The organism is Microbulbifer elongatus (assembly GCF_020524885.1).
GTDB lineage: Bacteria > Pseudomonadota > Gammaproteobacteria > Pseudomonadales > Cellvibrionaceae > Microbulbifer > Microbulbifer elongatus_A.
The window spans coordinates 62444-83489 of record NZ_JAIVKJ010000003.1 but is presented as its reverse complement, the minus strand read 5'-3'; the positions used below and the strand labels follow the sequence as shown (position 1 = coordinate 83489).

Here is a 21046-nt window from a genome sequence, read left to right as displayed (position 1 = left end):
ATTACTTGAACTCAGCAATGCCGCGGTAAGGCGCTTTGCCTTCCAGCTCGGCTTCGATGCGCAGCAGACGATTGTACTTGGCTACGCGGTCGGAGCGGCACAGGGAGCCGGTTTTGATCTGGCCAGCGGCGGTGGCAACGGCCAGGTCGGCGATGGTGGTGTCTTCGGTTTCGCCGGAACGGTGGGAGATAACCGCGGTGAAGCCGGCGTCTTTGGCCATTTTGATCGCGTCCAGAGTTTCGGACAGGGAGCCGATCTGGTTGAACTTGATCAGGATGGAGTTGCCTACGCCCTTCTCGATACCTTCTTTGAGGATCTTGGTGTTGGTTACAAACAGGTCGTCACCTACCAGCTGCACTTTCTCGCCGATTTTGTCGGTGAGGATTTTCCAGCCGTCCCAGTCGCTTTCGTCCATGCCGTCTTCGATGGAGATGATCGGGTAGTTCTCGGACAGTTCCGCCAGGTAGTCGGCGAAGCCCGCGCTGTCGAATTCTTTGCCTTCGCCAGACAGGTTGTACTTGCCGTCTTTGTAGAATTCAGAAGATGCGCAGTCCAGGGCCAGGGTGATGTCATCGCCCAGTTTGTAGCCAGCGGCTTCAACGGCTTCGGCAATCACTTTCAGGGCGCCTTCGTTGGACGGCAGGTTGGGGGCGAAGCCACCTTCGTCACCTACCGCAGTGTTGAGGCCTTGGGAGGACAGTACTTTTTTCAGGGCGTGGAAGATTTCAGCACCCTGGCGCAGTGCTTCAGCGAAGGTCTTCGCTTTCACCGGCTGGATCATGAATTCCTGGATGTCGACGTTGTTGTCGGCGTGCTCACCACCGTTGATGATGTTCATCATCGGTACCGGCAAGGTGTACTGGCCCGGAGTGCCGTTTACTTCAGCAATGTGCTGGTACAAGGGGATGCCCTTGGAGATAGCGGCAGCTTTGGCGGCGGCCAGGGAGACGGCGAGGATGGCGTTGGCGCCCAGTTTGGATTTGTTCTCAGTGCCGTCGGCGTCGATCATGGCCTGGTCGAGGGCTCGTTGATCGCTAGCGTCTTTGCCAACTAGCAGGCTGGCGATTTCGCCGTTGATGTTCTCAACTGCTTTCAGTACGCCTTTACCCAGGTAACGGCTTTTGTCGCCGTCGCGCAGCTCGAGGGCTTCGCGGGAGCCAGTGGAAGCGCCAGACGGTGCACAGGCAGAACCTACCGCGCCACACTCAAGAATCACATCGGCGTTAACGGTGGGGTTACCGCGGCTATCCAATACTTCAAACGCTTTTACAGCAACAATCTTGCTCATTGTTTTTACGGGCTCCTTGTATTCAAGAAATAGTTAGACCTAAAAATCACTTCTGTGAGGTTTGGATGTGGTGGCCGCTTTTTTCAGGGCCACTCATTCTAGTTATTCGTTTTTACATTATTTGGTATCGAGCGGTTCGAAATTTTTCACCAGGTCGTCCACCGCTTTCATTTGTGCGAGGAAAGGCTCGAGCTTTTCCAGGGGCAGTGCGCTGGGGCCGTCACACAGGGCCTTTTCCGGATTCGGATGTGCTTCCAGGAACAGTCCGGCAATCCCGATGGCGAGGCCGGCGCGACCCAGCTCGGTCACCTGGCCGCGGCGACCACCGGAGGCAGCACCGCCCGGGTCGCGCATTTGCAGGGAATGGGTAACATCAAAGATCAGCGGTGCACCACCGGAGGCATCGATCATGGTGCGGAAGCCGAGCATGTCGACGACCAGGTTGTCGTAACCGAAGCAGGCGCCGCGCTCACACAAAATGATCTTTTCATTGCCGCCTTCAGCAAATTTTTCCACCACGTTTTTCACCTGTGGCGGGCTCATAAACTGGGGCTTTTTCACGTTGATTACCGCACCAGTAGCGGCCATGGCGGCAACCAGGTCAGTCTGACGGGCGAGGAACGCAGGCAACTGAATGACATCGACCACTTCCGCCACCGGCGCTGCCTGGTGGGGCTCGTGTACGTCAGTGATCAGGGGGACGCCGAAGGTCTTTTTGATCTCTTCAAAAATCTTCAGGCCCTCCTCCATACCGGGACCCCGGTAGGAGTGAATAGAGGAGCGATTAGCCTTGTCGAAGGAGGCCTTGAAAACGTAGGGAATACCCAGCTTGTCGGTAACGTTGACGTAGTGCTCGGCCACTTTCATGGCCATATCGCGGGACTCCAGTACGTTCATCCCGCCGAACAGGGTGAACGGGCGATCATTGGCAACCTGCAGATTGCCGACTTCGATATTTTTCATTTTTCTCATCCTGAGCCAGACAGGGGCTGGTCATCGCTCAAATTCTTTTGGCAATTCCGGGCGGGTCAGTGTCTCACCGCCCCACCCTGAGCACATCAAATTACGATTTTCTGTGCTTCAACGCTGCCGCTACAAAGCTCTCGAACAACGGGTGGCCGTCGCGGGGGGTGGAGGTAAATTCCGGGTGGAACTGACAGGCTACAAACCATTCGTGCTCCGGCAGCTCAACCATTTCCACCAGGGTGTCGTCCGCAGACCAGCCGCCAATTTTCAGGCCAGCTTTCTGCAGGCGGTCTACGTAGTTGTTGTTTACTTCGTAGCGGTGACGATGGCGCTCGACGATTACATCTTTGCCGTAAATTTCGCGAGCCTTGGAATCTTTCGTCAGGCGACACTCCTGGCCACCAAGACGCATGGTACCGCCCAGGTCAGACTTCTCATCGCGCTTCTCGACATTGCCTTCGCTGTCAATCCACTCGGTAATCAGGCCGATGACCGGATGCGGGCTCTTAGCGTCGAACTCGGTGCTGTTAGCGCCTTCCAGGTTCAGTACGTTGCGCGCGTACTCAATGACCACGGACTGCAGGCCTAGGCAGATGCCAAGGAAGGGCACATTATTTTCACGGGCGTAACGCACGGATTCCAGCTTGCCTTCCAGGCCGCGCTCACCGAAGCCGCCGGGCACCAGAATCGCGTCGGCATCCTTGATCAGGTCGAGGCCATTCTCGCCTTCCACATCTTCCGCGTTGATGAAGTCGATGTTCACTTTGGTGCGGTTCTTGATGCCTGCGTGCACCAGGGATTCGATCAAGGATTTGTAGGCATCAAGCAGCTCCATGTACTTGCCGACCATGGCAATTTTCACTTCGTGCTGCGGGTTTAGCTTGCCGTCTACCACCTCGTCCCACTCGGACAGATCCGGCGCGTCACACTCCAGCTGGAGCTTTTCCACCACAATGTCATCCAGACCATATTCATGCAGCATGCGCGGCACGCCGTAAATGGTCTTGGCATCAGGCAGAGGCACGACCGCGCGCTCTTCCACGTTGGTGAACAGGGCGATCTTGCGGCGGGAGTCATCGTCGATGGCGCGCTCAGAGCGGCACAGCAGGATATCCGGCTGCAGGCCGATGGAGCGCAACTCTTTCACGGAGTGCTGGGTAGGCTTGGTCTTGGTTTCACCGGCAGTGCCCAGGTACGGCACGTAGCTCAGGTGAATCAGCAGTGCGCGGTTGATGCCCATCTCCACGCGCAGCTGGCGCACGGATTCCAGGAACGGCTGGGATTCAATGTCACCCACGGTACCGCCAATCTCAACGATGGCGACGTCCACGTCGCGACCGCCTTCGATCACGCGGCGCTTGATCTCATCGGTGATGTGCGGGATTACCTGTACGGTACCACCCAGGTAGTCACCACGGCGCTCTTTGCGCAGTACGGTTTCGTATACGCGGCCGGTGGTGAAGTTGTTGCGCTTGGACATGCGCGTGCGGATGAAACGCTCGTAGTGGCCCAAGTCCAGATCTGTCTCGGCGCCATCTTCGGTCACATAGACCTCGCCGTGCTGGAAGGGGCTCATGGTGCCCGGGTCCACGTTGATATAAGGGTCAAGCTTCAGGATGGTGACCTTGAGGCCACGGGCTTCAAGAATGGCAGCCAGAGAAGCGGAAGCGATACCTTTCCCCAATGAGGAAACCACGCCGCCAGTGACAAAAATATAGCGCGTCATGCAAAACCTTGGTCAGTTGAATGCCCGACGAGTTCGGGCGTGCGGAACTGGCTCTGGGGGCGCAACCTCGCGCAACCCGGTGCCTTTGAGATGGGACGCCAGACTACCAGAAAGGCTGTTCCCGCTCAATCTGAAAAACGCCAGATTGGCGGTTCCGTAGGCCCTCCAGCGGTGACAAACAAGTCCCCCACCGCCACAAGCTCGCCACTGGAATACACCAGCGGAATCCGGCTGCGCAGCCAGGGCTCCAGTGCATACTCCTGCAGCAGCTTCTTTAATGTCTGGGAGTGGGCGCGTGCGGCCGGCTTGGCCCGCTCGCCGCCAGTGCGATAGCGAACAATATAGTCCGCCCCCAGCCAAGCGGTGTGGGCAGAAAGCACCCAGCCACCGGGAAGTTCCAGATCGCCAACACCGTCCCATTGCCAGGCACACTCCTCTGCTGTCGATTCGCCAAGAGGAGGTAATTGTGGTGTGAGATAAAGGCGATCACGATACCGGCGTACCACCAACCCCCCGAGGGCGACGGTCGGCTGAGCATCATCGGCAGCCCGAATTTGCATCAGAACCTGGGATAACTGCACTGCCTCAGGCATCTCGCCGCCACTGGCATCAATCCACCCGCGCAGCAGATTCTTCTGACGCGCTGCTGACAGGGATAGAAACCCATCCAGTGCGATGCTTTCACCGAAGCGCTCCTGGCGGACACCACAGTCCGATCGATCACGCTCCGCCAGGTCTTCCAGCAATTCGGCGGATTCCCTCAGGTTCTCCACCGCCCTTGCGATCCGGTTTACCAACGGCCAACGGGCCGCAAGCGCAGGCAAAACCTGACTGCGGATATAATTTCGGTCAATCGACAGGTCGGCGTTGCTGTCATCCTCGATCCACTCCAATCCTTCGGTATGCGCGTAGGCCTCCAGCTCCGCACGAGGCACCTTTAATAGAGGTCGCAAGACCGATTTACCCTCTTCCAGTGCTCGGGACTCCGCCATCGCCGCCAGGCCTCGTGGCCCGGCACCGCGCATCAAGCGCAACAGCAGGGTTTCCGCCTGATCATCACCATGGTGGGCCAGCAGAAGCTGATCCCCAGGTGCCATCACCTGGGCGAAGGCCCGGTAGCGGGCGGTTCGCGCGCCCTGCTCCATTCCCCCATCGCGACGATCTACCTGGACCCGCAATGCCTGAAAAGGCACCCCCAATCGATCGGCCTGCGCCTGACAGTGCGCCAGCCAATGATCCGCCCTCACGCTCAGGCCGTGGTGAACGTGCAGTGCCGTCACTTCAACTCCCGAGCGCACCAGCAGGTGCAGAAGCACCGTGGAATCCAGCCCACCGGAATACCCGAGCCACAGGTGCCGCGCCGGTGGGTGCCGCAGCATTGTCTGGCGCACTGAATCTGTCAGATTGGTTGAGTGATCGGACATGAAAGGTCGATTGACTAGAGGGTTTAAAAAATTTGTGCGGGCATGGGCCGCGAGCGGAGTATACCGCGCTGCAGGGCCAATGACTCTTCGACCCGGAAGTGGAGCGTCCTACTTTACTTTTTTACCTAAAGTAGGACGCTTTCACCTTGGCAGTGGGTCACACTTGCAAGCGATAAATGCCCGCCGGGCGACCAATGATAAAAACAAGCAGGAAGTAATCTCATGCAAGCGATTGAGAACTCTGTCGAAAACCTCGCGGCCCGCGAGGAATCCCCCTCTCTCCTATACATAATTCTGATCTGCAGCGTCGCCACCATCGGTGGTTTTCTGTTCGGTTTTGACAGCGGTGTAATCAATGGCACCGTGACCGGCCTGCAGCAGGCGTTCAATTCCAATACTGCGGGGACCGGGTTCAATGTGGCCTCGATGCTGCTCGGTTGCGCGGTGGGCGCCTTCTTTGCCGGGCGACTGGCAGACCTGTGGGGGCGCAAGACCCTGCTGCTGATTGCCTCGGTACTGTTCATAATCAGCGCCTGGGGATCCGGCATCGCCACCAGCTCTCCGGAGTTTGTGTTCTATCGCATCCTCGGCGGTCTCGCGGTGGGAGCGGCCAGCGTGATGTCACCCGCGTATATCAGTGAGATTGCACCGGCAGCCATTCGTGGGCGGCTAACAACTATCAACCAGATGGCCATCATCTCCGGCCTGTTCGCGGCCTTCGTAAGTAACTACTGGCTCGCCAATCTAGCTGGCTCCGCGGTCAACGAGTGGTGGATGGGTTACAACGCCTGGCGCTGGATGTTCTGGATTGAGATTGCCCCGGCCACCCTGTTTTTCCTCGCACTGCTATTGATTCCGGAAAGCCCCCGCTACCTGGTACTGTCCAGGCAAACCTCCCGCGCCACTGACGTACTGCGCAAGCTGTATGGGGAGGCGGCGGTAGCCGGAAAGCTCGAAAGTATCCGCAAGTCTGTGGCCGGAGACCACCGCCCACACTTCGGCGACTTGCTGGAAAAAGCCGGCCGACGTGTCGGCAGGGTGCGCAAGATCGTCTGGGTCGGTATCGGCCTTGCCATCTTCCAGCAACTGGTGGGTATCAATGTGGTGTTCTACTACGGCGCTGTGCTTTGGCAGGCCGTGGGCTTTTCGGAGTCCGACGCGCTGTTGATCAATATAATCTCCGGTGGTGTGAGCATCGGCGCCTGCCTGATCACCATGGCGCTGATTGACCGGATTGGCCGTAAGCCCCTGCTTCTCGTGGGCTCCATCGGCATGGCGGTAACTCTGGGACTGGTGGCCTTTGCGTTCACCACCGCCACCATCGGTGCCGAAGGCGGCCTGCAACTGTCCCAGGGTATGGGTTTACTGGCACTGGTCGCGGCCAGCGCCTATGTATTCTTTTTCAATGGTTCGTGGGGGCCGGCCATGTGGACCATGCTGGGAGAGATGTTCCCCAACCAGATCCGCGGCTCCGGCCTTGCGGTATCCGGGCTCGCCCAATGGGGTGCCAACTTCGGCATAACCATGACCTTCCCGATCATGCTGACTGGTATCGGCCTCGCCGGCGCCTACGGTATCTACACCCTGTTCGCCCTGCTTTCCGTCGCCTTTGTGATCTATATGGTGCACGAGACCAAGGGGCTGGAACTGGAACAGATGCGCGGCTGAACGACCTGACAGTCACAGTTTGCGACATCAACCAAGGGGTTGCATCTGTTGCAAACTGTGACGAAGTGCTACATTTGGCGCCTAATCCCTCCGACAGCGAACCAGAAAATAAGAGGTATTCCCATGGTTCAGTTAGTCGTCGATTCCGGCTGCGATCTCCCCGATGAATTCCTGCGCAGGTACAAGATCCCGGTGCTACCCCATTCCGTCAGTGTGGGCAAGGACGCATTCGGGGATCAGCGCAACCCCGCACAAATGAACCACTTCTATTCCCTCAACCTGGTGGACCGCTCCCACCAGGTTCAGTCCGGCCCCGCGGGCGAGGACGAAATCGAGGAAGTGCTGACAAAGCTAATGCGCAACGGCCACAAAGATATCGTGGTCCAGACCATCAATGGCGCAAACAGTCCGACCTTTGCCAATGCGCAGAAAGTTGCGGGCAAGCTGACGAATGATGAGACACAGATCAACGCGGTGGACTCCCACACGCTATTTTCCGGACAGGGGCTGCTGGCGCTTTACACGCTCTCGCTGATCCAAAAGGGATTAACCGGCGCACAGATCAAATCCCGCGCGGAAGAGTTCGGGCGCAAGATGGTGGGTTACGCAACCATCAAGGATATCTATTACTTGCGTGAACGCGGCCGCCAGAAGAATGAAAAAAGCGTAAGCTGGATGAAAGCCTTTATGGCCCGCACGCTAAATCTGCACCCTATTATCTCAATGACCTACCAGGGTTCCGGGGTTGCCGACACGGTGAAAACCTACGACGGTTGCACCCGCCGCCTGTTCGAGCTGGCAACGGAAAAAATGGTCGCAAACGAGTTGCTGATGCCTGCCGTCGTCGTCAGCATTGCCGGCCCGCTGAAGGATCTTGAAAAGGTACCCGGCTTCAAGGAATTCGAAAAAACAGCCGCCGAGCACAAGGTGAAAATCTATCGCTCGGTGATGAGCCTTTCCGGGGGCATCAACCTTGGCCCGGGCACCGTAGCCCTCGCAGTTGCTGCAAAGTAACAGCGCCCCTTCTCCCCAGGCGGCATGGAAGTGTCGCCTAAGCCTCCCCCTCTCTCTCCACTTTCCTATTTTTCGTTGAGCAACACGTCGCGCAGAAACAAAAACCGCCCGGGATATCTAAACTGAGGGAAGCCGTTTTACGACTTTCCAATTATGGTGAAAAAGATGTACCGTTGTTTCGCCGCACTACTCGTACCGACTCTCTTCCTTTCCAGCGTCAATGCCCTCGCCGACTCCGACCTCGCCAAGAAACTCAGCAACCCAGTTTCTGACTTGATCAGTGTGCCGTTCCAGCACAACTGGGACAATCGCTATGGCCCGGTAGAGGGAGGACGCAAATACACTCTGAATATCCAGCCAGTGATACCCATTTCGATCGGAGAGGACTGGAACCTCATCAGCCGCACGATTTTACCGGTGGTGAGCCAGGAGGAGATCTTTCCTGGCAGCGGAGACCAAACCGGCCTTAGCGACACGGTGCAAAGCGCCTTTTTCTCTCCCAAAGAGCCCACCGAGGGTGGCGTCACCTGGGGCGTGGGGCCGGTTTTTCTGCTACCGACGGGAACCGAACCACTTTTAGGCACTGAAAAATGGGGTGCCGGCCCCACCGGCGTTGTACTGAAACAGACCGGACCCTGGACTATTGGTGGGCTCGTAAACCATATCTGGTCCTTTGCCGGCAATGACAACCGCGCCGATGTGAACAGCACCTTTGTACAACCCTTCCTCGCCTACAACACCCCCACGTCCTGGACCTATACACTGCAGACAGAGTCCACCTATGACTGGGAAGCGGAACAATGGAATGTGCCCGTGCACTTTCTGGTGGCGAAGGTATTCAAGGTCGGCAAGCAGACCTACCAGATCCAGGCGGGACCGCGCTACTACGCCGAGAGCCCTGCCACCGGTGGGCAGGATTGGGGGTTTCGTTTGAACTGGGTAATGCTATTTCCCAAGTAACATCCGGCGCTACTGATTGGACTGCTGAATGGACTACTGAATGGACTACCGAATTGAGAGGTGAACACCGGCATAGGAAGTGTCCGTTCAAATCTGGGACTCCACTGGCAACCAGGAAAGCACCCAGGCCAGCGTTCTCTGCCACAAAGTGGTATCCGGGTCTTTGTGCTTCACGATCGCATCGCCGTCATCACCTTCCGCATGCCATTCGAGCTTGCCGGATTCAGAAAGCTGCACTGACCAGGCTGAATCCGGCGCGACCCACTCCTCAAACAGGGCGTGCAACTCCTGATTAATTTCGGCACTTTCCATCAACATGCCAATTTCCGTATTCCACAGCAGGGAGCGACCATCGAGGTTGATGGAGCCGACAAACCCTTGGCTGTGATCGATGACAAAGGTCTTGGCATGCAGCGTGGCTTTTGAATCGCCGCGAAACCACTTCTTGCGCCGTTCTTCCCCGGCAACGACACGCAATTCCCACAGATCAACCCCCGCACTCAGTAGCTGCTCGCGATAGCGAGCATAGGCGCCGTGGACGATCGCCACATCGTTACTGCTCAGGGAGTTTGTCAGGACCCCCACATTGACGCCCTGTTTTTCCAGCCCAGTAAACAGGTCGACGCCAATCACACCAGGCACAAAGTAGGCGGCACTGATGCTCACCCGCTCCTTGGCATCGCGAATAATTTCTTCAAGTTGATAGCCGGGATATTCCTCCCGGGGAATATCATCCTTGCCCAGCGCCTTTTCCGGCGGATCCGCCATCAAGCGTGCTTTTCCCCAATGAAAAGGAATGTTGCCACTGGCGAGCTCTGCCGCCATTTTCGACTGTTCTAGAGCACGGGTAAACTCACTGCCTTCTTCATCGGCCAGCAGTTTCTGAGTGCGCTTGCGCAACTCCTCCAGGCTGTGTTCATCATCATCGGCGATCAACAGCTCCGACACCTGAACGGAAACCGGACTATTCCAATAGCGGTCAAAAATCTCACTCGACTGCGGCAGCACTTCACCAATGGAAAGTACATCTACATCGAGAAACTCCACCGATGATTTTGAGAAGTAACCATCGGCAATATTGCGCCCACCGGTAATCATCACCAGCCCGTCGGCAACCAGCAACTTGTTATGCATGCGGTGATTGATGCGCCCCAAATTTACCGCCTGCTCCAGTGCGCGCTTGATACCACTGCGCCCCTCTACCGGGTTAAATACCCGAATCTGCATGTTTGGATGCCGATCCAATGCCAGTATCCAGGGATTGACCACTCGGGTGCCGAGATCGTCGACAAGCAAGCGTACACGCACGCCGCGATCCGCTGCCTTCAGCAAAAGGCTGGTGAGCAGGCGGCCGACGCTATCGTCCTGGTAGATATAGTATTTGAGGTCGAGGGAGACTGTGGCCTCTTCAATCAGTACCGCGCGGGCGACAAACGCCGACAGGCCGTCGCGCAGCAGGTAAAAGCCCGACATATCGTTCGCATGCTCCGCTGCGGCATCGCGAATCCCCTCAGCGAGCCGGGAATCGGTGGCGGGCTTCAGGCTGGTTGTGACTGTTCTCTGCTGCGCGGCCATCCCTGTTCCGGTGTCGCTGGAGTCCCCACACCCCGCGAGCAGTAGCACAAATAACATCTGGCTCAGTATCAGGGATGCACGTATTGGAATCATAACTCTGAAGAATCTGCTAACGGCGACCCCGCCACCCCGCCGCACTTACGCGGGGACTCGGCAGGTGTGTCTTCAGAATAGAGTCTAGCCGCTCATCACCATGGCAATGCGCTTCACCGAACCCCAACGCAGGTACTGGCTAATGCGGCGACGGGGCTTTGTCGCAGCGAGTAGATTCCGTGACAACGGCCTTTCCACGGTTCGCCGGATAAAACTGAAGAACGCCATCCTCGATCGGCGATTCCCGCAATATTTTGCTGTCGCGCTCATAATCGTTCAGCAACCGCCAGGGATACCTAGTGCCCTGACGAGGTAAAAGATGGTCAGCCCTGGCCACATAACCTGACTGTAGTGCCGCCATCACCGATTCCTCCGCAACACAGCCCTCACGGTCCAGCGGCAGGAAAGCACCGTAACCAGACGCCCTCATGTGTTTGAGCAGCCGACTGATATAGGCCCCTGAAAGATCTGACTTCAGTGTCCACGCGGCATTGGTGTAGCCAAAAACCCACGCCATATTTGGCACGCCTTCCATCAGCACGCCCTTGTAGGTCAGGCGGTTGCGCATATCCACCACCTGCCCGTCCACACTGAGGGACATACCGCCGAGCAACTGTAATTTCAGACCGGTGGCGGTCACCACGATATCCCCGGCCAGTTCCTCGCCGGACTTAAGGCGGATACCGCGCTCGGTAAAGGCATCAATTTCGTCGGTTACCACGGACGCGCGCCCAGACTTGATTGCCTCGAACAGGTCGCCATCGGGCACCGCACACAGGCGCTGGTCCCAGGGTTGATAGTTCGGGGTAAAGTGGCGCATATCGGTACTGCCGGCAAGAGACTTCCGGACCCCGCGCAGAATCAAGCGGCGCATCAGGTTCGGCCAGCGCTTGGAAAGCTTGAACAGCAACCGGTGCAGGGTGAGGTTGCGGCGGCGGGCGAACCGGTACACCCAGGATTCCGGTAATAGCTTATTCAACAGCGCCAGCAAACGGTCGCGTCCGGGCATGGACAGGATATAGGTGGGCGATCGCTGCAGCATGGTCACCTTGGCGGCCTTTTCCGCCAGTGCGGGTACCAGGGTCACCGCGGTGGCGCCGCTGCCAATCACAATGATGTTCTTGCCTGCGTAATCCAGGTCCTCCGGCCAGTGCTGCGGGTGCACCAGTTGCCCGGTGTAGTTGTCCTGCCCCGGGAAGGCCGGCGCGTGCCCCTCTGCATAGTCGTAATAGCCGGTACAGGAAATCAGTACCGAACAGGTGTACCGCACCGGCTCACCGCCACATGTACCGGACAACTCCCAGCACTGGCGCGCACTACTCCAGTTTGCGGATTTCAGATCCACGCCAAAATGAATGTGTTCGCTGACCCGGTAGGCCTCGGCAGTTTCCGAAAGATACTGGCGAATGGATGGGCCGTCGGCCAACACCTGGTCGCCATTCCATGGGCGAAAGCTGTAACCGAAGGTGAACATGTCGGAGTCCGAGCGGATACCCGGATAGCGGAACAGGTCCCAGGTACCGCCGATACGCTCACGGCGCTCCAGGATCGCAAACGGCTGCTCGGGGCAGTCACGCATCAGGTGGCAGGCGGTGCCGATACCGGACAGGCCGGCACCGATGATCAGGGTTTCAAAATGTTGTACAGGCATCGCAGTCTCACGGCACGGGTATTATTGTTGTACCCACAGTGTCGCGAGTTTTCCTGGCCTTGTGAAGTCAATATCGGACCACCAGCCAGCCGACAGGTCCAAATCGCGGACCGTGTACAGAATCAAAAAACGCAGCCATGGGCTGCGTTTTTTGAAGTTTGCTTAGATATCAGGCGGGCTCGGAAGCGGGCACCACACGCAGTTCCCTGCGCAGTATCTTGCCGACGGTGGACTTCGGCAGCTCACTCTGCACCACGATCTGCTTGGGTACCTTGTACGCCGTGAGCTGGGTGCGGCAGAACTCGATCACTTCCTGTTCATCAATTTCCCCGTCCACCACAATATGCGCACACACGGCTTCGCCGGTCTGCTCGCTGGGAACACCGATCACCGCGGCTTCCACTACCTGTGGGTGGCGGCACAACACGTCTTCCACTTCGTTCGGATACACGTTGAAACCGGACACGATGATCATGTCCTTGAGGCGGTCGACGATACGAACATTTCCGTTGTCCTGGATCAGGCCAACATCGCCGGTACGGAAGAATCCGTTGTGCATGACCTTGGCGGTCTCATCCGGGCGGTTCCAATAACCCTGCATTACCTGCGGGCCACGTACCACCAGCTCACCACTCTCGCCTTGGGGGACCGGATTGCACTCTTCGTCCCACACCTGAACCTCGGTGTTCTCCAGTACCGGGCCAACGGTGCCGATTTCCTCGCGCCCGAAGGCATTCAGGCTGATCACTGGCGAGGTCTCTGACAGTCCCCAGCCCTCGGTGACCGGGCAACCGGTCACCTGATGCCACAGCTCAGCTGCACTGCTGGTGAGCGCGGTACCGCCGGAAAAGGTCATTTTGAGGGAGCTGAAGTCCAACTGCTTGAAGGCCGGATGGCGGCAAAGCCCCACAAACAGCGTGTTAATGCCGGCGATTCCGGTAAAGCGGAACGGCGCAATCATTTTCACGAAGCCGTCGATGTCCCGCGGGTTCGGAATCAGCACGTTCATGCTGCCCATACCGAAGAAGGTCAGCATGTTCACGGTAAACGCGTAGATGTGATACAGCGGCAGTGGGCAAACAAAGATCTCTTCGCCTTCATTGCCGCGCTGCATGATGCGCTCCAGCATCTGGTCGGTATTCGCCAGCAGGTTGGCATGTGTCAGGCTCGCGCCCTTGGCCACCCCGGTAGTGCCGCCGGTGTACTGCAACACCGCGATATCGTCCCGTTTCGCAGTGCTCTCTACCAGTTCGGCGCAGGCTGCACCGCGCTCCAGCGCGTCGATAAAGCCGTGATAACCCTCAGGTGCAGGAGCGGCCTTGCCCAGCAGGTCCGCCGCGCCGGTAACCAGTACGTGCTCGATCTGGGTAGAGGCTTTGATCTCTTCGAACTTTTCGATGAAGTCCGCCAGAATCACCAGTGCCTTGGCACCGGAGTCTGAAAATTGATGTTGCATTTCCCGCGGCGTGTACAACGGGTTGGTATTCACTACCACCAGGCCAGCACGCAAGGCAGCATAAGCGGCAATGGGGTACTGGGTGATATTGGGCAGTTGGATCGCGATACGGTCGCCGGCCTGGAGACCACAGTCGTGTTGCAGCCATTGCGCGAGGTGACGGGATTTTTCCTCGATTTCGCCAAAGGTCAGGGTCTGACCGATACAGTGATACGCTGGCTTGTCGTGGAATCGTTGCAGACAGCGGCCAACAAAGTCAGCCAGGTTTGCGGCTTGTTGGCTCAGTTCACGTACTTGCATTTCAGGGGTTCTCATATTCGCTCCGAAATTTATTGTTTTGGTTTCCGGTCAAGCATTTACGACACCAAATGATTCACTTTGTGCCGCAATAAATCAATGTATGATCCATGAATACAGGCTGCTGAGTTTCCATCAGCCGCCCGCATTCACAAGCGGTCGTCTCGTATTACTTCGAACTACCGTCACCGTAGGTTGCCAATGCCTTGGCCACTTTCTTGTCCACAATCCAACGGAACAATCCGGTGTGGCTGCGGGCCAGGTAACGGGTGAGCTTCGCCTTGAAGCCCGGGGTAATCATAAAGGTACGCTTGCGCAGGCCATCGAGAATACCTTGTACCGCATCATCTACCGGCAACACGCCGGCAAATTCGTTCACAATTTCCGTCACCGGGCTGCCGACCCGGCGCTCTTCCACCAGCATCGGCGTTTGTATTTCGCCGGGGCAAACCACAGAAACATCGATACCTTTCGGCTTCATTTCCGTGCGCAGTACTTCTGCCAACCCTACCACGCCAAACTTTGAGGTGGCGTAGGCGCCGTGGGTATAGCTGCCACACATACCCGCCAGCGATGCGATCAGTGCAAGATGGCCGCCACTGCGCATGTGTTTCAGCACGCCCGCAGCGAAATTGCGACTGCCGTACAAATTAACGCGCATACTCTGGTCAAACATCGCATAGGACATTTCGGTGAATACCGCGGTGCGTAAAATACCCGCACAGTTGATCGCAAATTCAGGCGCACCGAGCATCGCTGCGGCGTCGTCCATGGCCTGCTCCACCGCATCCGGATCGGTGATATCCACCAGGAAGCGTTCCACCTGTGCACTACCCTTGCACAGTCCACGTAATTCCTCCAGCAGTGCGTCTTCTACCTTGAGGTCGAAAATCGCCACCGAGGCACCGTCCGCCAGCAGGGCCCGGGTAAGATTGAGGCCGATGCCACTGCCGCCACCCGATACAAATGCCACCTTGGGCGCGCCGTACTTCCAGCTCGTCATTCTGTTATGCCTCAAACTGTCTCTGTGGACTTGAAAAAATTTTCCAACTCACCGGCTGTCTGCTCACTTGGCGCCAGCAGGCGACGAGCAGGGATACGGGCGAGAAATACCGATAAAACACACGAGACGCTGCAGGCACAGCTTCCGGTAACATCATAACCATCCACAGTGATAAGAATGTCACCTTTTTGACAGTCTGAACGCCTGCAGCACACCGCGTCTTCGGCTGCTTATTCGCCGATGACGATCATGTTTTCGCAGGTTTTGCCTTCGGCCTCACACAGCGCGCGGTACACGGTCATCACGGTTTTGGCATCCAGTACGCTGGTCACGTTACCGTCGTCATCGATGTTGACGTTGCTGCCGAATACCGCGAACCAAACTTCCGCATCTTCTTTGGCATCATCCGCCACGGTCAGGGTGTGCACCGAGTGCGCGGGCTCGAACAGGTAGGAGCCAGCCTTGTTGATTTTGTCCGGGTACTCTTTGTAGAACCATTCGCCCGCGGTGGTCACAGCGAACACCGGGCCGGTGTGGTAGTGAGTGTCGACACCAAAGCCGGGTTTGAATTTGTTTTTGATCACCCACAGGTTCTGATTCAGGTCTACGTGCAGTACCTGCAGCAGGGAACCATCGGGCAGGGAAACCCAGGGCAGGTCCGCCTCTTGGATCAGGATCGCCTCGCGGGCGTGATCGCGGGAAACGACACCGCCGGTTTGCATTGCGGCCAGCATCTCAAGGATCGGGGTCTTGTTTTCACGTGCAGATTCGCTCATCGCCATTCTCCAGTAATTGAGTTAATCGTTTTTATTGTGTTTCCCCCTACCCTCCGCCTGAGCACAAACCTGTATTCAGAGCGAGGGAGCTTGCCCAGTCTAGAAACCTGGCCGACACTCAACTTGACTTTTTACGAACGCAATTTGACTATTTGCGAACACATCATTCTCTCAGCGGCCGAGAGCCTCATGTTCCTGATACGCAGCGGCGCCATCGAAGGCTATGAACAACTGGTCACCCAGTGTGGGCAAAACCCCACCACCCTGCTCCAGCAATTCGGCTTGAGCAGTGCGCAGCTGCGCGACCCCAACACCTACGTGTCCTACACGCGCCTGGCCGACCTGCTGGATGCAACGGCGCAGACCTGTTGCGATCCACTGTTCTGTCTCAATCTGGCCGCCGGACAGAGCGTATTGGCCCTGGGTGAGATCGGGCTCTCCATCCGCCAGCAGCCGACGCTGGCGGACGCCCTGAGCTATTCCAACCAGCACATCAGCCTGCACGCCTATGGCGTGCACGTGCAGCAATCCCCCCGCGGGGAGTCACTGCAGCTGCAGCTCAATTTCGACTTTTCCAACGCCACCGGGCTAGCCCAGCTGATGCAGCTGAGTGCCGGACAGGCGTTCAATCTGGTCGCACAGATGGTTGGCAGTATCGGCAATGCGCTCAAGCTGCACCTGCCACAAGCAAAACCCTCAGCGACATCCCTTGTGCCCGAGCCCTATCGCGAGCATATCGAGTACCAGAGCGAGTTCGGCGGCGTCAGTTTTCCGCTGAGCTGGCTGTCGCGCAAACCGCACTTTGACGAGCAGCTATTACGTGCGCATTTCCAGCAACGCATACAGCTTCTGGAAGCCATCTACCCCGGCAATCTGCAGGCACAGGTTTGCCACATTATTGGCAACCTGCTCCCCAGTGGGGAGTGCAGCATTGAGCGCGTCGCTGCAGCACTGAACCTCCACCCGCGGGTCTTGCAGAAAAAGCTACAGCAGGACACCACTTCATTCCGGGACTTGTTGCAAAAAACCCGCATGGAAATTGCCATGCGTAACCTGCAGCACGGCCAGCTCAGTATTACCGACCTGGCGCTCAATCTGGGCTATGCGGATGTCGCCATATTTAGCCGCAACTTCAAACGCTGGACAGGGATGTCACCCAGTAAGTGGAAAACCCAGCGCCAGGCCGACGCCAGCGACCTATAACTGACGGGTGTCCTCCACTCGTTATGTAAACAGTGCTACCGTGCGATCAAACAGCCACCAGCTTGCGGTACCGCCAATAACATAGACCAGCACCAGCGTTGCAGTAGCCCCGGTAGCCAAAATTCTCGATGCAGGTACCCGGGCGTATTCAAAAAACTGGCGTACCAACCACACCAGTGCCGCCACCAGGCCAATAAACAGCACCTGACCGGCTTCCACGCCCAGATTGAACGCCAGTAGCGAACCGGCAATTGCCTGCTGCGGCACGCCGATATCTGCGAGTGCTCCGGCGAAACCCAGGCCGTGTAGCAATCCAAATCCCAGCGCCACTGCCCAGGGGTAGCGGATCGCCAGCGTCGAGCGCCCCCGCTGCTTGAGCCGTATCTCGCTGGCAACAAAAACGATACTCAGGGCAATCACCGCTTCCACCGGCGCCTGTGGCACCGACACCACACCCAGTACCGACAGCGCGAGAGTCACACTGTGAGCAAGAGTAAATGCGGAAATGGTGACTGCCAGGGAGCGCCAACCACTCACCAGCAATAACAAAACCAGTACGAACAGCAGGTGGTCGATCCCCAGCAGTATGTGCTCCACACCCAGCACAAAATAGGTCGCGAACCAGCCGTCCGCAGCTTCGCCCACATTTGCGGAAAACTGGTAGCGGGGATTTTCCGGCACCAGTCGCATAACCTGCTCACGCCCATCGAGCCAGGTCACGCGCATCAGCACATCGGTCATTGTCTGCTCGAGCCCGGCCACCACCACCGTGGCGCCAGTCAATCCAGCAGGGCTCTCAATTTGCCAGCGCTCGCTATACATACCGTTGGACAAACCACCGATGCTGCGATTGCCAACAACGACATCGCCCTGGAACTTTACATCCAGAGACAGCTTCATCTGACCGCGTGCGGGTACCCGCCACACCACATCGAATACCTGCGGCGCCTGCTGTGTCACCTGCAGATAGGCCGGGCGCAATTCGTGGGCCCAACTGTTATTGGCCATCACGACACTCGCCATAACCGCCAGTAAAAACAGTAGCTGCGACAGCTTCGCTTTCATCGCGCAGCCACCTCGTCTGTGGGTTCTGCACTGGCAAGCTCCCGTACACTGGGATCAACGTCCATACGTACACGATAGCCTTGGCGCAACTGGCGATACTGGCTCTCCAGTGCATCGCCGTGGGCTTGCGCCTGCCAGTCACGTAGCACCTGCGACCGGACACTGGTAAAATCCGCGCTGGCCTGCGCGGTGTATTCCTCTACGAATACGAGATGCACGCCGTATTCTGAATGCACGGGGCCCACCCACTGTCCCCGAGGCTGGCCAAGCAACTCTTCAGCGAATCCAGTACCCAGTTGTTTATTCACTTCTTCCAATGAGGCCTGAGTGAACTGTCGCGGTAACAAGTGACTGTCACCGGTGGTCGCCCATTCCGCTCCATCGGCCAGCGCGACAAGGGCCATCTCCGCATCCTGCTCAGGTTCCGCCCGTCGATCATCATTAAAATATATCTGACGGAAGCTCAGCCGCGCCGGAAGCAGATAGCGATGCTCGTTGTCCCGGTAAAACTGTCGCAGAACCTCGAGTTCCGGCTCTATACCGTCTACCAGATCCCGCGCGAGGAATTCCATTTTCAGCCGTAGGCGCCGGCGAACTACCGTATCGTCGGCTTCCAGGCCGAGTTTCAGTGCCTCGCGGTAAAGCACTTCCTCGCGCACGAAGTTGTCCACCAGCTTCTGCATTTCCTCATCGCTCGGCGGGCGCTGCCAGCTTCGCTCAAACACTGCCGCAAGGTGCTCGATCCGGCTTGGCGTAATCACGATCTCTTCCGCGTCTGCGTTGCCGCCAAACAGGCCATCAATGGCGAACAGCAAGCCGCCAATCAAAGTGAAGTGCAGCAGGGGGTCGCGCAGCAATCGGACTTTTTTCAAATTCATATCAACCACTCGATCATCGTCAACAACCCATTCGATAAATTACCGCGCTTGCGGCGTGTACCAGATGGGTGAACTCCAGGCGCGCTCCTGAATCGATACCGGAAGGTCTTCGCGGGGTTTTCGCCCCAGTGCCTTGGCATCATAGGTGGACCAGCGCGGCGTCGGGATTTCCAGCACGCGTACGTAGTAGAAGGCGTGCTGCTGAGGGTGGAACTTATCGTCTCGCCATACCACCGACAGCTGAGCGTCACCGATCTCGTTGGTGTAAGTTGCGTTGACCGGGTCGACAGTATTGCCCACCGGTGCCACCTTGCCGTCTGCATCGGCAACGCGGCCATCAGACAGAGCCACATCAAAAATCGCTTCGTGCTGTTCGCCATCTTCGACCCAGCCTTTCACCACCTGAATACGATCCAGGTTTGCACCGGCACTGTCTTTCATGGCGCTGATCAGGAATACCGGCTTTTTACCGCCGCCTGCGCTGGGCAAATCGCCACCCATGGGTACGCCTGCGTCGTAGGCCTGTTGCAACCAGTCGGCTTTACTGAGGGTGTCATCGCTAAAATCCCAACCGCCGAAGAAGCGCAGTTTCATGCGAGTGCCGGAGGTTGCATAGGTTTCCTTGCGCATCAACGCCGCGTAGATTGCCTCGCGAGTATTTTCCGGTGCCCACACAGCCGCGAGACCACCAGAGCTGAACTCGCGTACACGGCGATTGTTGATGTCGTCACCGGGAAGCGGGCCATCGAGGCGTTTATCGGGTGTAGCTTCAAAAGCGAATTTGCCGGTGTGGTTGTCTTCTTCCACCGAGGCCGCTGCATTGTGGGTATCGGAATCGCCGATCAAACCGAATTTGTAGGGATTGCCACGTCCGTCTGCGGCCATCGACAATCCATCGAGATAAGCTTGGCGTGCGTAGCCGCCCTTTTTTTTTTCCGGCACCGCCGCGGTACTTGCGGACAGCAGGTAGTCCCACAGTTCAAAGCCGGCAAACTCGTCGTTCGGCGACAGCAACGGATGGGTTTCCGAGGAACCCTTGATCTGGCTCACTTCATACAGCGGCTCATTAGCGAGGCGCGCTTCGATATACTCCGCCGACAGCGGCTCGCCGTCCGCGGTTGCGGTAGGGAACATCAGGCCGTCGCTGGCATTGCCGTTGTGGCTGATGGCCAGCAACGTGGCACCGTTGGCGCGGGCGCGATCCATGTATTTCCACAGGTCTTGTGGGTCTTCAGATTCGTTGGTACTGAATGGCAGCTCTGGAACCCCTTTGGAAGATTCGAATACCACTACCCGATGCAGGTTTCGCATGTCCGGTGTGGAGGTCCATTCAAACGCGGGAAAGGTAGTGAATTTTCCCGGCTCATTGTATTCATCTGCAGTATCCACCACTTCCCGCCAGATCGGCTTCATGATGGAGGGGTCTGCAAGGGCCGGGTCTGCCTTGCCCGGGGACATGGTGTCCAACACCCGTGCGTAGGCGTCAAACGCGACCTTCTTGTCCTTGGAAGTAATTTCACTGGCGATCGGCAGTTTGCTCGCGGGGTTATTCGGATCCTGCATTTTTTTGAATACACCAAGGTATTCCGAGTGGTCGGAAACCGCGTAGAAATCCAGCGGGCGCTTGATCTGCATCACCCCGGCAGCCGCCGCTGCGGGAATGGCTTCGCCCTTGGCCCAGCGGTAGGCGTCAGCCGGTGTGGTATTGGCGCCGTTGGTCAGGGCATCGAAGGAATAGCTGGTGTGAACGTGAAAATTTCCAAAGTAAACCTGTTCAGCGATACCGGCGGCTCGGGCCTCGCTGGGGTTATTCTCCGGCCCCGCGTGCGCCCCATCAGTTACCGCCTGTTCCGTTTCTGCTTTGCCGCCGGACAGTTCGTTGTTATTCGCCACCTGCTCACCACAGCCGGCCAGACCAAGCGCCAGTAGGCAGGCACCAGAAATCAATCGCATCCGATTCTCTCGTTATTAAATTTTTGCGGATTTGCCATTTGCCTGCGCAA

16 protein-coding genes are annotated in these 21046 nt (G+C 57.6%); 4 read left to right on the top strand and 12 right to left on the bottom strand.

All coding sequences use genetic code 11. From position 1 onward, the window contains the following. Position 1: 1 nt before the first annotated feature. The 4 genes from eno to tilS form a co-directional block, all read right to left on the bottom strand. Entirely contained in the window at positions 2-1288 is a 1287-nt protein-coding gene (gene eno / locus LC059_RS12430; protein ID WP_226704190.1) for a phosphopyruvate hydratase, read from the bottom strand. 117 nt (positions 1289-1405) lie between these two features. Continuing rightward, positions 1406-2251, bottom strand: coding sequence for a 3-deoxy-8-phosphooctulonate synthase (kdsA, locus tag LC059_RS12425; protein ID WP_226704189.1), 846 nt, complete (start codon positions 2249-2251; stop codon positions 1406-1408). A 100-nt stretch (positions 2252-2351) separates the two neighbouring features. Beyond that, complete coding sequence (locus LC059_RS12420; protein ID WP_226704188.1) at positions 2352-3980, bottom strand: CTP synthase; 1629 nt, start codon at positions 3978-3980, stop codon at positions 2352-2354. Positions 3981-4105: 125 nt separating this feature from the next. Then, positions 4106-5404: a tRNA lysidine(34) synthetase TilS gene (gene tilS / locus LC059_RS12415; protein WP_226704187.1), complete on the bottom strand. Its 1299-nt coding sequence runs from the start codon at positions 5402-5404 to the stop codon at positions 4106-4108. A gap of 222 nt (positions 5405-5626) precedes the next feature. On the opposite strand from tilS, the gene LC059_RS12410 reads away from it, so the two are divergent. From LC059_RS12410 to LC059_RS12400, 3 genes are all read left to right on the top strand, one after another. Next, entirely contained in the window at positions 5627-7072 is a 1446-nt protein-coding gene (locus tag LC059_RS12410) for a sugar porter family MFS transporter (protein WP_226704186.1), read from the top strand. Positions 7073-7195: 123 nt separating this feature from the next. After that, positions 7196-8086: a DegV family protein gene (locus LC059_RS12405; RefSeq protein WP_226704185.1), complete on the top strand. Its 891-nt coding sequence runs from the start codon at positions 7196-7198 to the stop codon at positions 8084-8086. A gap of 165 nt (positions 8087-8251) precedes the next feature. Further along, the gene (locus LC059_RS12400) at positions 8252-9046 is read left to right on the top strand and encodes a transporter (protein ID WP_226704184.1); all 795 of its coding nucleotides are present in this window, start codon (positions 8252-8254) and stop codon (positions 9044-9046) included. 87 nt (positions 9047-9133) lie between these two features. On the opposite strand, the gene LC059_RS12395 is transcribed toward LC059_RS12400, so the two are convergent. From LC059_RS12395 to LC059_RS12375, 5 genes are all read right to left on the bottom strand, one after another. After that, entirely contained in the window at positions 9134-10714 is a 1581-nt protein-coding gene (locus LC059_RS12395; protein WP_226704183.1) for a phospholipase D family protein, read from the bottom strand. Positions 10715-10853: 139 nt separating this feature from the next. Next, positions 10854-12365, bottom strand: coding sequence for a flavin-containing monooxygenase (locus LC059_RS12390; RefSeq protein ID WP_226704182.1), 1512 nt, complete (start codon positions 12363-12365; stop codon positions 10854-10856). 169 nt (positions 12366-12534) lie between these two features. Then, a complete protein-coding gene (locus tag LC059_RS12385) occupies positions 12535-14136 on the bottom strand; it encodes an AMP-binding protein (protein ID WP_226704181.1) in 1602 nt (533 codons plus the stop codon). 151 nt (positions 14137-14287) lie between these two features. Next, positions 14288-15121, bottom strand: coding sequence for an SDR family NAD(P)-dependent oxidoreductase (locus tag LC059_RS12380; protein ID WP_226704180.1), 834 nt, complete (start codon positions 15119-15121; stop codon positions 14288-14290). Positions 15122-15351: 230 nt separating this feature from the next. Further along, the gene (locus tag LC059_RS12375) at positions 15352-15897 is read right to left on the bottom strand and encodes a 2,4'-dihydroxyacetophenone dioxygenase family protein (protein WP_226704179.1); all 546 of its coding nucleotides are present in this window, start codon (positions 15895-15897) and stop codon (positions 15352-15354) included. A 189-nt stretch (positions 15898-16086) separates the two neighbouring features. Between LC059_RS12375 and LC059_RS12370 the strand changes: the two genes are divergently transcribed. Further along, positions 16087-17100 (top strand): helix-turn-helix transcriptional regulator, encoded by a 1014-nt coding sequence (locus LC059_RS12370; RefSeq protein WP_226704178.1) that lies wholly within the window; start codon positions 16087-16089, stop codon positions 17098-17100. Between the two features lie 21 nt (positions 17101-17121). Here the strand turns inward: LC059_RS12370 and LC059_RS12365 are convergent, their stop codons facing one another. From LC059_RS12365 to LC059_RS12355, 3 genes are read right to left on the bottom strand one after another with little or no spacing between them, the layout of a single operon-like run. Next, positions 17122-18165, bottom strand: a complete 1044-nt coding sequence (locus LC059_RS12365; protein ID WP_226704177.1) for a HupE/UreJ family protein — start codon at positions 18163-18165, stop codon at positions 17122-17124. Further along, positions 18162-19043, bottom strand: a complete 882-nt coding sequence (locus LC059_RS12360; protein ID WP_226704176.1) for a peptidyl-prolyl cis-trans isomerase — start codon at positions 19041-19043, stop codon at positions 18162-18164. Before LC059_RS12360 ends, LC059_RS12365 begins: the two co-directional genes overlap by 4 nt. Positions 19044-19082: 39 nt before the next feature. After that, entirely contained in the window at positions 19083-20996 is a 1914-nt protein-coding gene (locus tag LC059_RS12355) for a DUF3604 domain-containing protein (RefSeq protein WP_226704175.1), read from the bottom strand. Positions 20997-21046: the final 50 nt, after the last annotated feature.